Consider the following 13,732-nt stretch of genomic DNA (forward strand, 5'->3'; position numbering starts at 1 on the left):
CAACGAGTCGGCGACCGATGCCGCAGCGGCCACCCAATCCGGTCGCCCCAGGAGCGCGCCGGCGTGGGCGAGCGCTCCGATCGCGAGCCCGTTCCACCCGGTCAGCACCTTCTCGTCGAGTGCCGGGCGGGGCTGCTCGGCGCGCGCCTCGGCACCCAGGCGGTAGTACGCACCCTCGCGTCGTTCGCCGTCGACCTCGCTCTCGGAGTCCTGCGCGGAGGCGAAGCCACGGTCGACCCTCAGCGTGCCGAGCAGGAAGCCCGCGATGCCGTCGGCGACCTCCACGAAGCGTGCGTCCACGGTCGAACGGGTGAACGCGGCGTCCGCATACAGGCGAAGCAGTCCCGCGTTGTCGTAGAGCATCCGTTCGTAGTGCGGCTCGCTCCAGTCCCTGCGTGTTCCGTAGCGGAAGAAGCCGCCGTCGACCGGGTCGCGCAACGCCGAGTGAGCCATGCGTTCCAGCGTGTGACGCGCGGCGTGCCGGCCGGCATCCGATCCGCTGGCGAGCAGGAATCCGAGCGCTGGCACGCTCGGGAACTTCGGTCCGGCGAAGTCCGGAGCCGCGCCGAAGCCGCCGAACTCCGGGTCCTCCGCTCCGGCGAGCGCTTCGGCCGCGCGCACCAGGCGATCGTTGTCGAGACCCTCTGCATCCGTGCCACTGCTGTGCGCGTCTCGCCCGAGCTCCTCCATCGCGGTCGCCACCCGCGTCGCCGTGTCGGTGACCGAGTCTCGACGGTGCGTCCAGGCATCCGTCACCGCGTCCAGAACCTGGCCGAACGACGGCATCCCGCCGCGAGGCTCCGGCGGAAAATAGGTGCCGGCGAAGAACGCGTGGCCCTCAGGAGTGGTGAAGACGCTGAGCGGCCAGCCGAGTCCCTGCGTGAACGCGCTCGCCGCGGCGAGGTAGGCGGCGTCGACGTCGGGATGCTCCTCCCTGTCCACCTTCACCGGCACGAAGCCTTCGTTGAGGCGGGCAGCGAGCAGCGGGTCGCTGAAGCTCTCCCGCGCCATCACGTGGCACCAGTGGCAGGTGGCGTAGCCGATCGAGACGAAAACCGGAACGTCGCGCTCCGCCGCCTCGGCGAATGCCTCCTCGCCCCACGGATGCCAGTCCACCGGATTGCCCGCGTGTGCGCGCAGGTAGGGACTGACGGCATCGGCAAGAAGGTTCGCCATCCCGTCAGCCTAGGCACGCGACCGCTGGCCAGGACTAGAGTCGCGAACGTGAACGTCACGATCGTGGACGGACCGACCGCGGCGGCGCTGGCGAACATCCTGCCGGTGCTGCTGCTCGCTTTCACTGTCGAATTGCGTCGCACGGCTCTGCACCGACGCGGCCCTCGGCCCGGCTGGCTCATCGCCGGGCTCGCGGTGTTCTACATCCTGTTCGGCTTGGTCGAGACCACCATGGTGATGTCCATCGACGGACGCCTGCTGCCGTCGAAACCGAGCGACCTGATCTGCGCGTTCGCGATCTTCGTGCTGCTGTGCCTGCTCTTCGCGCTTGCTCTCGTGCCCAGCCGGAACGCACACGGCGCCGACGAGTAGCGAGCCGGAGCGCGGCGCTCGCGCGTCCTTATGACTCCCGCGGCTGCAGCTCCCGCGACTCGAGGTAGAACTCGTCGAGGCAGTGCGGAGCAGCTTGCTCCAGCCAACGCGTCTCGTCCTGGGTGTTGTGCGGGGTGCCGAGTCGATACGCGATGGCCTCCGCGAGGCCATCCCGGGGATCCGTTGCGCACGTCTCGAGGAACGCGTCGATGAACAGCGCACGGAACGGCTCGACGTGCTCAGCCACGTGCGGTTCGACGTCGAGGTCCGACCCGAGGGTCAGGATGACCGTGATCGCCGCGTCCACCGCAGCGGTGCCGGCCGCGACATCCGTCCAGTCGATCACGACCGGACCACGCTCGCTCAGGATCACGTTCTGCGGGTGCAGGTCGCGGTGGATGAAGACCGATCCGGCGCTCCCCTCGAGCCACTCCGGGGCCGGCAACCGGTGCAGCCGCTCGTGCAGTTCGCCCAGCAGGCGTCCGTAGCGTCGGTACTGCGCGGGCTCGTGCAGCAGCTCGTCGAACAGCGTGCCGCCGTCGACGCGCTCGACCACGAGGTCCCCGCCGGCCGCATCGAAGACGTGCGGAACCGGGTACCCGTGCTCCTCGAGGTGCAGCATCGCGCGCGCTTCGAGCCCGGCGTCTCCCCCGTCGCGGTACCGGCGCAGTACGCGGCCGTCACCCAGGTCGAACACGTCGGCGGCTCGCCCCTGCGCCAACAGCCGCATGTCCATAGATCGAGCTTAGGTGCCCTATCCCATATTGAGGGGATGCGTGCCACGCCGCCCCGCCTCGCCCTTGTCGAGCGCGGCGATCGCCTGCATGTCGTCCCACGTGAGCTCGAAGTCGAAGATGTCCAGGTTCTCGACCATGCGCTCGCGGTGGTTCGACTTGGGGATCGCGATGTTGCCCACCTGCATGTGCCAGCGCAGCACCACCTGCGCGACCGACTTGCCGTGCGAATCGGCGATCCGCTGAAGCTCAGGCGCCTCGCTGATCGACCCGCCGCCCAGCGGATACCAGGCCTCCGTGACGATCCCGTGCTCCGCGTGGAACGTGCGCAACTCGCGCTGCTGGAACTCCACGTGCAGCTCGACCTGGTTCACGGCCGGTGTCACACCGGTCTCGGCGATGACACGCTCGAGGTGCTCGATCTGGAAGTTCGAGACGCCGATCGACTTGGCCCGCCCTGACTCCGCGATCGCGGTCAGGGTCTTCCACACCTGCGGGTAGACGCCCTTGGAGTGCAGCGGCCAGTGGATGAGGTACAGGTCCACGTAGTCGAGCCCGAGCGCGTCGAGGCTGGCCTGGAAGGCATCCTCGGGCCGGTCCTGATCGCCGTTGGCCAGCTTCGTCGTGATCCACAGGTCGCTGCGCGGGATTCCGGATGCCCGCACCGCCTCTCCCACGCCCGCCTCGTTGCGATAGCCGGCCGCGGTGTCGATGTGCCGGTAGCCGACCTCGAGTGCGTTGCCCGCGACCTCGGCCGTGTGATCCGGGTCCACCCGGAACACACCGAATCCGAGCTGAGGAATGCGGGTGCGGTTGTTCAGTTCGAGAGTGGGAACGCTGGTGTCGGTCATGCCCTCAACATTAATGAACGGGTCCCGGCTCGTCAGAGACGGAGCCTGGCAGCTCGTGCATCTCGACCTCGGCGGGCCGGGGATTGCCGACGAACGCGGCCGTGAAGTGGAAGACCCTTGCCGGGTCGTCCGGATGTTCCGCCGCGGCCCGCGCTCCGTGCTCGCGCCACTTCTCGAACACGTCGGTGACCTCCGCCGACATCTGCTGCGCCTCCTCCCTGGTGAGCACTGCGGCCGCCATGTATTGCAGGCGCGCGGCTGCTGGATCGCGGGGAAGGGACTCGTCGATGATGCTGCGTATCCAGTCGAGGCGCTCGGGGAGGATCGGGTTCGTGACGGCGTCGGTGTCGGGAAAGTAGATGCCCTCTTGGTGGGTCATCGTCCACACCCGGTCGCGGCTGTCACGCGCTTCTTCGGGCTTCTCCTCGATCAGACCGGCCTTGGCCAGGCTGCGCAGGTGGAAGCTGAGCGAGTTCGCCGGCTCGCCCGTGATCTTGGCCAGGTCCGCCGCGCGAAGGTGATCCCGAGCAGCCAGCTCCCACATGATGCGCTGCCGGAGTGGATGCGCGAGCGCACGCAGCATGGCGGGGTCGGTCACGGCGTACGACTGTTCGGTCACGGAATCAGCCTACCAAGATGAGCAACGCTCCTTGCGCAATGATAGTTGCGCAATGAATCTTGCGGATCTATGCTCATCCCCGTGAGCGACTCCCCCGCAGCGGCGCCCGGCGCCTCCCCCGCGAACGAAACGGCCGCGGCTCGTGCCAGGTCGACGGCCACGAGCCTGTGGCAGAACGCGCCGTATCTCCTCCTCATGACCGGCAAGACGTCGCAGCTGATCGGCAACGGGATCGCCGTGTTCGCTGTTCCGCTGATCGCGTTCGCGATCACCGAGTCTGTGTTCTGGGCCGGCGTGATCGGTGCGATCAGCGAGGTCGGCGTACTGTTGGCGGTGCTCCCCGCTGGTGTCATCGCCGACCGAGTGGACCGACGACGTCTGCTGCTGGTGTGCTCAGCGGCCGGCCTCATCATCTGGTTGACGCTGTGGGCAGCGGATGCCGCCGGCGTGCTCAACGCGATCGAACTGGCGGCCGCGCTCCTGGTGACCTCGGCCGTGTCCGCGTTCTATGCGCCGACGGAGGCGGCGGGCATCCGTTACGTCGTGTCGTCAGAGCAGCTGGGAACCGCGATGGCGGCCATGCAGGGGCGCGGCGCGGTCGCGAGCCTGCTGTCCGGTCCGCTGGGCGGGATGCTGTACGGACTCTCCAGGGCGCTGCCGTTTCTCGCGAGCTCGTTCGGCTACGTGCTGGCCGGCGCGACCGCGCTCCTCGTGCGAGTGCCGCTGAACGACCGGCATCCGCAGCGCCACAGCCAGGGTGTCGTCGCGTCGCTCGTCGACGGGTTCCGGTTCGTGTGGGCCGTACCGGTCATCCGCACCGGGATCGGCGTTTTCGCGCTGCTCAACCTGGCCTTCGGCGGCGCGTTCGTGTCGATCAATCTGCACCCGGTGGCCATCCACACCGCACCGCTGCTCATCGCTCTGGTCGACGTGGCATCGGGTGTGGCGATGCTCGCGGGATCGATCGCCGCACCGTCGCTGGTCAAGCGATTCCCCAGCGGACCCCTCGCGATCGTCTGCATGGTGCCGTCCGTGCTCGGTGGCTTCGGGCTGGCGTTGTCGACGCACTACCTCGAGTACGTGGCGCTCGCGATCGTGATGTCGCTGTTCATCCCACCGGTGAACTCCGGTCTGCTCGGCTACGTCAGCGCGATCACGCCGCAGACCATGCAGGCACGGATGAACTCGGTGCTGTCGCTCTCGTGGACGGTGGTCGCACCGCTCGCCCCGCTGCTCTCCGGCGCCCTGCTGAGCACTGTCGGCGTCGGCCGGTCGATCGCCGCTTTCGCGTCGCTGCTGCTCGTCGGCTTCGTTTTGTTCGCACTGAATCGCGCCGTGCGCCGCATCGGGCTGCCCGGAACGTGGGAGGACGACCTCGTTCGGTGGCCGCCGACGCCTCCCGAGCGTCAGACGTCGTAGATGCGGATCAGCTCGCGCTTCAGCACCTTGCCGCTCGGGCCGAGCGGCAGCGACTCGACGATCTCGATGCGCCGGGGGAACTTGTAGGCGGCGACCTGCGCCTTGGTGTGCTCGATGAGCTCCTCCTCGGTGGCCGTCGCACCGGGCATGAGGGTGACCGCGGCCATGATCTCCTGCCCGTGGGTCTCGTGCGAGACACCGAACACGGCCACCATCGAGACGGCAGGATGCGCCGACAGCACCTCCTCCACCTCGCGCGGGTACACGTTGTACCCGTTGCGCACGATCATGTCCTTCTTGCGGTCCACGATCGTGATGTAGTCGTCGTCGCTCTTCGTTCCGAGGTCGCCCGTGCGGAACCAGCCGTCGATCACGGCCTCCGCGGTGGCCTCCGGCAGGTGCAGGTATCCCTTCATCAGGTCGTGTCCGCGAACGACGATCTCGCCCAGCTCTCCGCGCGGCAGCAACTCGATGCGGTCGTCGAGCTCCGGGTTCGCGACCTCGACTTCGACGCCCCATAGTGGCTGGCCGACCGTGCCCGCCCTGGTCGGCTTCCCCACGACGTTGAAGGTCGCCACGGGCGAGGTCTCGGTCAGCCCGTAGCCCTCGTGGATGTTCACCCCGTACACCTCACGGAATCGCTCGATCACGGCCAGCGGCAGTGCTGAACCGCCGGAGAGCCCATACTTCAGCGGTGGCCGTTCCGGATTCGCCTTCGCCGCCTCCAGAAGCGCGATGTACATCGTGGGCACGCCGGTCATGATCGTGCACTGGTGCTTGTTGAGAAGGTCGAGCGCGGTGGCGCCGTCGAACTTCGGAAGCAGCACGACGGTCGCTCCCGCGCGGAATCCGACGTTCATCACGCAGACCTGCCCGAAGGTGTGGAAGAGGGGCAGGCATCCGAGAACCACGTCGTCGGCCGTGAGGTCGAACGCGTCGGTCAGCAGCGAGCTGGTCTGCTCGACGATCGCGAAGTGGCAGCCCTCCGCCCCCTTGGGCTTTCCGGTGGTGCCACTGGTGTACAGAATGGTCGCCGTGTCGAAGGGATCCATCGGCTCGTAGCTCGCGATCGGTTCGGCGATGGATGCCTCGTCTTCCAGCCGAGGGAACGGTAGGCCCGCCTTCGCCTCGTCGGGCACCAGAACGCTGAGCACGTCGACGCCTGCCAGCCCAGCGGCCTTCGCGCCCTCGCCGAGCAGCGGTGCCGCGCAGATCAGGGCGACAGCGCCCGAGTCGCGCAGCACGTACGCGATCTCGTCGGCCTTGAGCAGTGCGTGAACGGGCACGACGACTCCGCCAAGGGCGAGGATCGCGAAGTACACGCGCGGAAAGTCCGGCACGTTCGGGATGAGCACGGCCACCGGTGTCCCTCGTCCGACACCGCGTGCCCGCAGCGCTCCCGCATAACGGCGGGTCTCCCACCACAGTTGCGCGTAGCCGATCTTCTGATCGGCGAAGATGACCGCCGTGCGGTCCGGATTCTGCCTGGCGGCCTCGGAGAGGATGGCGGCCACCGAGATGGTCGCGAACCCTGTTGGCCTGGCGGGTGAGGAGACGGCGCTCCCGGCCATCTCTGCGGTCTCAGTCATGGCTGCCCCCTACGTCTTCATTGACACCGTCGTCGACACGACATCCGATCGGGATGGCTAGAACCTACACTCCAGCACTGTGCGGCGTCAGGGAAGTCCCGCGAGCCGCAGCAACGCGGCGGCGGCAGCGCCGACGATCACGACGACGAGGAACGGGGCGCGCAGCAGAAGCGCGATGAGCGCGGCCACGAGTGACCCGATCCGTGAGTCGAACGTCAGCTGCTGTCCGTTCGCGAGGGTGTTGATCACGGTGAGGGATGCCAGCAGGCCGATGGTCAGGGTGCCGGCGACCCGGGTCATCCGCTTGTTCTTCAGCACCTTCCCGGGCACGAGGTAGCCGACGAGCTTCGTGAGGTACGCGACGACGCCGGCGGCGATGATGTAGAGCCAGGTGGTCACGGCATCCGCCCTTCGTCTGGCAGCCGTCCGTGGGCAGGCGAACGATGCGGTGGCTCCACGTCGGGCTCGAGGCCCTCGTCCGCTGCGCCGACGCCGAGCAGTCCCCACACCGCGGCGACCACGGCGGCGACGAGCACCGGCACCCCGGGCGGGACGAACGGGATGACCACGACCGTCACCACCGCGCACGCCACCGCGATCGCGACCGGCTCTCGTGCTTTCAGCCGGGGCCACAGGAGGCCGAGGAACGCGGCCACGGCCGCTCCGTCGAGCCCCCAGACCTTCGGATCCCCGATCGCTCCGCCGAGCAGCGCACCGAGCGCCGTGAACACATTCCACAGCAGGAATATGCCGATGCCGGTGACCCAGAACGCCCGCTTCTGCTCGGCCGGATCGGTCTGCGCGCTGGACGTCGCCATGGACTCGTCGATCGTGATGTGCGCTGACCCGAAGCGCAGCCATCCCTTGGGCTGCAGCAGCGCGTTCAGCTGCATGCCGTACACGGCATTGCGGATGCCGAGCAGTGCAGCAGACCCGAGAGCCGCGCCACCGGCACCGCCGCCGGCGAGCACACCGATGAAGGCGAACTGCGAACCGCCGGAGAACAGCAGGAGGCTGAGCACCTGGGTCTGCCAGAAGTCAAGGCCCGACGCGACGCTCAGTGCGCCGAACGAGACGCCGTACAGGCCGGTCGCGATGGCGACGGATGCGCCGGTGCGCGCCGCAGGAGACCGCCACAGTTTCACGCGTGACAGTCTGCCAAAGCCTGCCTGACGCCTTCGTCCCCGCGAATCGTCCGGCAACGCCCGCATTCCCGCACACATCACCCGAAGTGGAGTGATCGTCACCTCTCGTGGAGCGCCTCACGCGGTGGTACTTTCACAGTCGGCCTCGCGGATGCGTCGAGACCTCCCACCTCCCGAAGGGTCGACGACGATGTCGGATGCCACGCAGACGCGGGCGGATACCCCCGCCCCCGAAGAACACGAACACGCGCTGAAGGCGAACGGGGTGAGTTCCGCCGGCGCCGTCGTCATGGCCGTCGCGGGAAGTGCGCCCGCCTACTCGATCGCGGCGACGACCGCGCTGCTCATCGGCGCCGCAGGACTCGCCGCGCCCGCAGCACTGCTCTGGTGCGGCATCCCGATGCTCGGCATCGCCTGGGCGTTCTCGTACCTGGGACGTTCCGACGTGAACGCAGGAGCCTCGTACTCCTGGGTGGGCCGTGCGCTGCATCCGATCCTCGGCTACCTGTCCGGTTGGTCCCTCGTCATCTCGGCCACCATCTTCATGGTCGCCGGCGCCCTGCCCGCCGGACAGTACACCGTCTCGCTGTTCGACGAGAAGGCCGCAGGCAACGTGTGGCTGGTGACGGCGATCGGCGCGTGCTGGTTCATCGTCATGGCGGGATGCGTGCTGGTCGGGGTAACGATCACGGCGCTTGCACAGTGGATCATGTCCTCGATCGAGGTCGCCATCCTGGCCGTTTTCGCGATCATCGCGATCGTCAAGGGCCTGGCCGGTGTGCACACGGCGGGCGCCGCCTTCTCCTGGGACTGGTTCGGCTTCTCGCACTTCAGCGGCGTGGCAGGCTTCGTCGGTGCCGCTCTGATCGCCGCGTTCTACTACTGGGGCTGGGACGTCAGCTCCAACCTCAACGAGGAGACGACGAACGGACGCAAGACCGCGGGCATGGGCGGAATCATCGGCGTCGTCATCGTCTTCCTGCTGTTCGAGGTCTTCACCATCGCGACGCAGGTGATGCTGCCGCAGAAGACCATCGAGCACAGCAACAACCTGATCGGCGACCTTGGCCAGGCGATCATCCCGGGCATCGGAGGCAAGATCCTCATCGTCGCCGTCATGCTCTCCACCATCGCCACGCTGGAGACCACGCTCATCCAAGTCACCCGCTCGCTGTTCGCCATGGGGCGCGACCACACGCTTCCCGCGCTGTTCGGCACCACGCACAAGAAGTGGAAGACGCCGGCGTTCGCGACGCTCGTCGTCACCGGTGTCTCACTCGTGCTGTTCATCGGATCGAACGCTCTCGGCAGCGTCGGCGACATCATGAGCGCGGCGATCAGTTCGATCGGGTTCCAGATCGCGTTCTACTACGCGCTCGCCGGCATCGCGGTGGTCGTCGCGTACCGCAAGGAGATCTTCAAATCGGTGAAGAACTTCATCTTCATCGGCCTGTGGCCCGCAATCGGCGCCCTGTTCATGGTGTGGATCTTCTTCGTGTCGATTCCCGGTCAGGCACCGCTCGTTCTCATCATCGGCATCGGCACGATCGCGCTCGGCCTCGTACCGATGGCGATCTTCTGGAAGAAGGGCAAGAAGTACTTCAGCCGCCGGCCGCTGGAGACCGGCGACGAGATCACGCCCGCGACGATCAACATCGCGCTGCCGGACCCGAAGATCGACGACTGAGCGCGCATCCTCAATAGGATGGAGGGCTCATGTCCTCCGTCCCGGCCGCCGACCTCGTCATCCAGTTCCCGCCCGAGCTGCCCGTCAGTGAACGGCGGGAGGACATCGCGCGCGCCATCCAGGACCACCAGGTCGTGATCGTCGCCGGCGAGACCGGTTCGGGCAAGACGACGCAGCTGCCGAAGATCTGCCTTCAGCTCGGGCGCGAGTCCATCGGCCACACCCAGCCGCGCCGCATAGCAGCGCGCGCGATCGCCGAACGTGTCGCCGAGGAGCTCGGCCAGGAGGTCGGCGGACTCGTCGGCTTCAAGGTTCGGTTCACCGACGAGGTGTCGAAGGCGACGCGCATCAAGGTGATGACCGACGGCATCCTGCTGAACGAGATCCATCGCGACCGCGACCTGAACGGCTACGACACGATCATCATCGACGAGGCGCACGAACGCAGTCTCACGATCGACTTCTTGCTCGGATACCTGAAGCGGCTCCTCCCCCGCCGCCCGGATCTCAAGGTGATCGTGACGAGCGCCACGATCGACCCGGAGAGCTTCGCCCGGCACTTCGCCGATGTCGAGGGCAACCCCGCTCCGGTGATCGAGGTGTCGGGCCGCACGTACCCGGTGGAGGTGCGGTACCGCCCCCTCGTCGCCGAAGACGAGGGCGACGACGATGTGGATGCCGCGTCGGCAGTGTCCCCTCGACCGCGTGAGCACAGCGCACGCGGCGCTGGCGTCGCGGCGGAAGCGCACCGCGCTTCCGCTTTCAGCTCCAGCGCGCTCACGGGCATCACGGACGCACTCGACGAGCTCGGCCGTGAGAAGCCGGGCGACGTGCTCGTGTTCCTCTCCGGCGAGACGGAGATCAGGGATGCCGAAGACGCCGTTCGCGGGCACCTCACGCGGCGCGGCGAAGCGGCTTCGACGCAGGTGCTCCCGCTGTACGGACGGCTGTCGGCCGCGGACCAGCACCGCGTCTTCGGTGCCGTGCCCGCAGGCATCCGTCGTCGCATCGTGCTGTCCACGAATGTGGCGGAGACGAGCCTCACCGTTCCGGGCATCCGGTACGTGATCGACGCGGGAACGGCGCGCATCTCGCGGTACTCCACTCGTGCGAAGGTGCAACGACTGCCGATCGAGGCGATCTCGCAGGCGTCAGCGAAGCAGCGGTCGGGACGGTCCGGACGCACGAGCGACGGCATCGCAATCCGGCTCTACTCGCAGGAGGACTTCGAGCGCCGCCCGGAGTTCACGGAGCCGGAGATCCTTCGCACCAACCTGGCCGCGGTCATCCTGCAGATGATCTCGCTCGGACTCGGCGACATCGCGGCCTTCCCGTTCCTCACCCCGCCGGATTCCCGCGGCATCAAGGATGGACTCGACCTGCTGGCGGAGCTTGACGCTGTGAAGCACCGCCGGTTGAGTAGCGTCGCCGATGGCGCCGCGTATCGAAACCCGCCGCCCGACGGTCCTGCGGCGGGTTTCGATACGGCGGCTGCGCCACCTACTCAACCGACGGTGGGACTGACCAAGACCGGCCGGGCACTTGCGCGGCTGCCCATCGACCCCCGGTTCGGGCGGATGCTCGTTGAGGCGGGCCGCCACGGCGTCGTGCGGGAGGTGATGGCGATCGTCGCGGGCCTGACCATCCAGGATCCGCGGGAGCGGCCGCTCGAGAAGCGGGCGCAAGCGGATCAGCAGCACGCGAGGTTCACGGATCCGACGAGCGACTTCCTCACGTTGCTGAACCTCTGGAACCACCTGGAGAAGAAACAGAAGGAGCTCTCCTCGAGCGCGTTTCGACGAATGTGCAAGGCGGAGTTCCTGAACTACCTGCGCATCAGGGAGTGGCAGGACCTGTACCGGCAGCTTCGCCGAACCGCGAAGCCGTTGGGGCTGGTGCCTGGCGATCCGAAGATCGACGCCGACGGCATCCACAAGTCGCTTCTCGCGGGTCTGCTCTCGCACATGGGTCTCCGCGACGTGCAGAAGCGGGACTACCTCGGGGCGAGGAACACGCGCTTTCTGATCTTCCCTGGGTCCGTTCTCGCAAAGAAGCAGCCTCAGGCGGTGATGAGCGCGGAACTGGTGGAGACGAGCCGCCTGTTCGCCCGCATGAACGCGGCCATCGACCCCGCGTGGGCGGAGCCTCTGGCGGGCGAGCTGGTGCGTCGCAGCTACAGCGAACCGCACTGGGAGAAGCGTCAAGGATCCGCCGTCGTCTTCGAGAGGGTCACGTTGTTCGGGCTGCCGATCGTGGCCCGGCGGCGTGCGCAGCTCAGTCGCATCGATCCGCCGCTGGCCCGTGAGCTGTTCATCAGGCATGCGCTGGTCGGCGGCGAGTGGCCAGGTGACACGCGCGATCACGCGTTCGACTTCCAGCGGGCCAACGCGAAGCTGCGGGCGGAGCTCGAGCGTGTGGAGGAGCGCACCAGGCGCCGGGACATCCTGCTCGACGACGAGGCGATGGTGTCGTTCTTCGAGCACCGGATTCCGGCGGAGGTCACCGACACTCGCTCGTTCGAGTCGTGGTGGCGCACGGTGCGGAGGACGAACGGCCGCCTGCTCACGATGCGCCGTGAAGACCTCGTCGACGACGTCGAGGAGGCGACGGTCGACGAGGATGCCTTCCCGCCGGTGTGGCGCCAGGGCGATCAGCGTCTGGCGGTGAGCTATCGCTTCGAACCAGGCTCGGACGACGACGGCGTGACCGTGCAGGTCCCGCTCGCGCTGCTCCCCCGACTCGACCCGACCGGATTCGATGCGCAGGTTCCCGGGCTCCGCACGGAACTCATCACCGCGCTGATCCGCACGCTGCCCAAGGCGTTGCGCCGCTCCGTGGTGCCCGCAGCGGACTGGGCCGCGCGCATCGCTGCAGAACTGCCGCCGGGAATCGGTTCGGAGCCGTTCACCGCCATCCTCTCCCGCACCATCCGGCGGCTCACCGGAACGCCGGTGGACCCCACGGACTTCGACGTCGAGCGACTCCCGGCGCACCTGCGCATCACCTTCCGTGTGATCGACGAGCGTTCCCGCGTGGTCGCAGTGGGCAAGGATCTCGTCGAGCTGCAGCGCGGCCTCGCGCCCAAGGTGCGGGAATCGGTGGCGAAGGCATCCGAACGTCGGCGCGATCCGATCGAGCGCACGGGTCTCACGACCTGGGACTTCGACGAGCTGCCGCGCTTCGTCGACACCGAGCAGGGCGGGCGTGGAACCGGGATGCCTCGCAGTGTCATCCGTGGATACCCGACTCTCGTCGTCGAGAAGGACGGGGTCGCCATCCGGGTGGTCGGCACCGTGGAAGAGCAGGAGCGTTCGCTGCCCGAGGGCGTGCGCAGGCTGCTGATGAACGGCATCCCGTCGCCCGTCGGCTATGTGCAGGAGCACCTGACCGGTGCGGAGAAGCTCGCGCTGGCCGCGAGCCCGTACCCGTCGACGAAGGCGCTGTTCGACGATTGCCTTGCCGCGGTGGTCGACTCCGCGCTGCACGAATCCGTGTCGGGCGGTCTGGTGTTCACGCGTGAGGAGTTCGAGCGCGTGCGCGATCTCGTGTCGGCCACCGTGATGGATGCCCTGTTCGACACCGTCTCGCTCGTCGCGGCCGTGCTCACCGGGGCTCGCGCCGCAGAGAAGGCGCTCTCGGCGACATCGTCCATGGCGCTGCTCGGTGCTCTGACGGATGCCCGCACCCAGCTCGGCGGACTCGTCTTCCCCGGATTCGTCTCCCGCACGGGGCTCGCTCACGTGCGGCACCTGCCCCGGTACCTCCAGGCGCTGGTGTGGCGCATCGAGCGCCTGCCTGACAACCCCGGACGAGATCGCGTCTGGATGAACGAGGTGCAGACCGCGACCGCTCGATTCATGGATGCCGGCGGAAGCATCCCTCTTCCTCCGCACCCGCGTCCTTCGCTCGAGCGTGCCCGATGGATGCTCGAGGAACTGCGCGTGAGCCTCTTCGCGCAGCATCTGGGCACGGCCGAGACGGTGTCGTTGCAGCGCATCCAGAAGGTGCTCGCGGGGTAACCGCGCCCACCGCCGTGGGGTGTGGCGTAATTGGGTGCCGGGGGTGGTTTTTTGTGGACGTGTGCGGAGGGAAAAGCACAACGGGGGCGCGGGCGGGGGCGGGGGGGGGACGGGGGGGCGG

11 protein-coding genes are annotated in these 13,732 nt (G+C 67.9%); 4 read left to right on the plus strand and 7 right to left on the minus strand.

What is annotated here, in order from left to right; all coding sequences use genetic code 11:
- Window positions 1–1,176: thioredoxin domain-containing protein (locus ACTHNC_RS05670; RefSeq protein WP_440293627.1), on the minus strand; the 1,176-nt coding region annotated here is incomplete at its 3' end.
- Window positions 1,177–1,224: 48 nt separating this feature from the next.
- Here ACTHNC_RS05670 and ACTHNC_RS05675 point away from each other — a divergent pair.
- Window positions 1,225–1,548, plus strand: a complete 324-nt coding sequence (locus ACTHNC_RS05675; RefSeq protein WP_440293628.1) for a hypothetical protein — start codon at window positions 1,225–1,227, stop codon at window positions 1,546–1,548.
- A 28-nt stretch (window positions 1,549–1,576) separates the two neighbouring features.
- Here the strand turns inward: ACTHNC_RS05675 and ACTHNC_RS05680 are convergent, their stop codons facing one another.
- From ACTHNC_RS05680 to ACTHNC_RS05690, 3 genes are read right to left on the minus strand one after another with little or no spacing between them, the layout of a single operon-like run.
- The gene (locus ACTHNC_RS05680) at window positions 1,577–2,284 is read right to left on the minus strand and encodes a phosphotransferase (protein ID WP_440293629.1); all 708 of its coding nucleotides are present in this window, start codon (window positions 2,282–2,284) and stop codon (window positions 1,577–1,579) included.
- An 18-nt stretch (window positions 2,285–2,302) separates the two neighbouring features.
- Complete coding sequence (locus tag ACTHNC_RS05685) at window positions 2,303–3,133, minus strand: aldo/keto reductase (RefSeq protein WP_440293630.1); 831 nt, start codon at window positions 3,131–3,133, stop codon at window positions 2,303–2,305.
- A 10-nt stretch (window positions 3,134–3,143) separates the two neighbouring features.
- The gene (locus tag ACTHNC_RS05690; protein ID WP_440293631.1) at window positions 3,144–3,752 is read right to left on the minus strand and encodes an ArsR/SmtB family transcription factor; all 609 of its coding nucleotides are present in this window, start codon (window positions 3,750–3,752) and stop codon (window positions 3,144–3,146) included.
- Window positions 3,753–3,833: 81 nt separating this feature from the next.
- On the opposite strand from ACTHNC_RS05690, the gene ACTHNC_RS05695 reads away from it, so the two are divergent.
- Window positions 3,834–5,171, plus strand: a complete 1,338-nt coding sequence (locus ACTHNC_RS05695) for an MFS transporter (protein WP_440293632.1) — start codon at window positions 3,834–3,836, stop codon at window positions 5,169–5,171.
- Here ACTHNC_RS05695 and ACTHNC_RS05700 read toward each other — a convergent pair.
- From ACTHNC_RS05700 to ACTHNC_RS05710, 3 genes are all read right to left on the minus strand, one after another.
- On the minus strand, window positions 5,159–6,760 hold the full coding sequence (locus tag ACTHNC_RS05700; protein WP_440293633.1) for a long-chain-fatty-acid--CoA ligase: 1,602 nt from the start codon (window positions 6,758–6,760) through the stop codon (window positions 5,159–5,161). The genes ACTHNC_RS05695 and ACTHNC_RS05700 overlap by 13 nt on opposite strands.
- 87 nt (window positions 6,761–6,847) lie before the next feature.
- Window positions 6,848–7,159 carry an AzlD domain-containing protein gene (locus ACTHNC_RS05705; protein ID WP_440293634.1) on the minus strand — a complete coding sequence of 104 codons (312 nt, stop codon included), beginning with the start codon at window positions 7,157–7,159 and terminating at the stop codon, window positions 6,848–6,850.
- Window positions 7,156–7,905, minus strand: coding sequence for an AzlC family ABC transporter permease (locus tag ACTHNC_RS05710; protein WP_440293635.1), 750 nt, complete (start codon window positions 7,903–7,905; stop codon window positions 7,156–7,158). Before ACTHNC_RS05710 ends, ACTHNC_RS05705 begins: the two co-directional genes overlap by 4 nt.
- 190 nt (window positions 7,906–8,095) lie before the next feature.
- On the opposite strand from ACTHNC_RS05710, the gene ACTHNC_RS05715 reads away from it, so the two are divergent.
- Both ACTHNC_RS05715 and hrpA read left to right on the plus strand, forming a co-directional pair.
- Window positions 8,096–9,592 carry an APC family permease gene (locus tag ACTHNC_RS05715; protein ID WP_440293636.1) on the plus strand — a complete coding sequence of 499 codons (1,497 nt, stop codon included), beginning with the start codon at window positions 8,096–8,098 and terminating at the stop codon, window positions 9,590–9,592.
- 29 nt (window positions 9,593–9,621) lie between these two features.
- Window positions 9,622–13,611 (plus strand): ATP-dependent RNA helicase HrpA, encoded by a 3,990-nt coding sequence (gene hrpA / locus ACTHNC_RS05720; protein ID WP_440293637.1) that lies wholly within the window; start codon window positions 9,622–9,624, stop codon window positions 13,609–13,611.
- Window positions 13,612–13,732 lie beyond the last annotated feature (121 nt).

Source organism: Humibacter sp. (assembly GCF_051954055.1).
Lineage (GTDB): Bacteria > Actinomycetota > Actinomycetes > Actinomycetales > Microbacteriaceae > Humibacter.

Excerpts from the sequence above, each read along its gene's own strand:
- ACTHNC_RS05680 (WP_440293629.1), bottom strand. The coding sequence starts at position 2,284 with ATGGACATGCGGCTGTTGGCGCAGGGGCGAGCCGCCGACGTGTTCGAC.
- ACTHNC_RS05685 (WP_440293630.1), bottom strand. The coding sequence starts at position 3,133 with ATGACCGACACCAGCGTTCCCACTCTCGAACTGAACAACCGCACCCGC.
- ACTHNC_RS05700 (WP_440293633.1), bottom strand. The coding sequence starts at position 6,760 with ATGACTGAGACCGCAGAGATGGCCGGGAGCGCCGTCTCCTCACCCGCC.
- ACTHNC_RS05715 (WP_440293636.1), top strand. The coding sequence starts at position 8,096 with ATGTCGGATGCCACGCAGACGCGGGCGGATACCCCCGCCCCCGAAGAA.
- hrpA (WP_440293637.1), top strand. The coding sequence starts at position 9,622 with ATGTCCTCCGTCCCGGCCGCCGACCTCGTCATCCAGTTCCCGCCCGAG.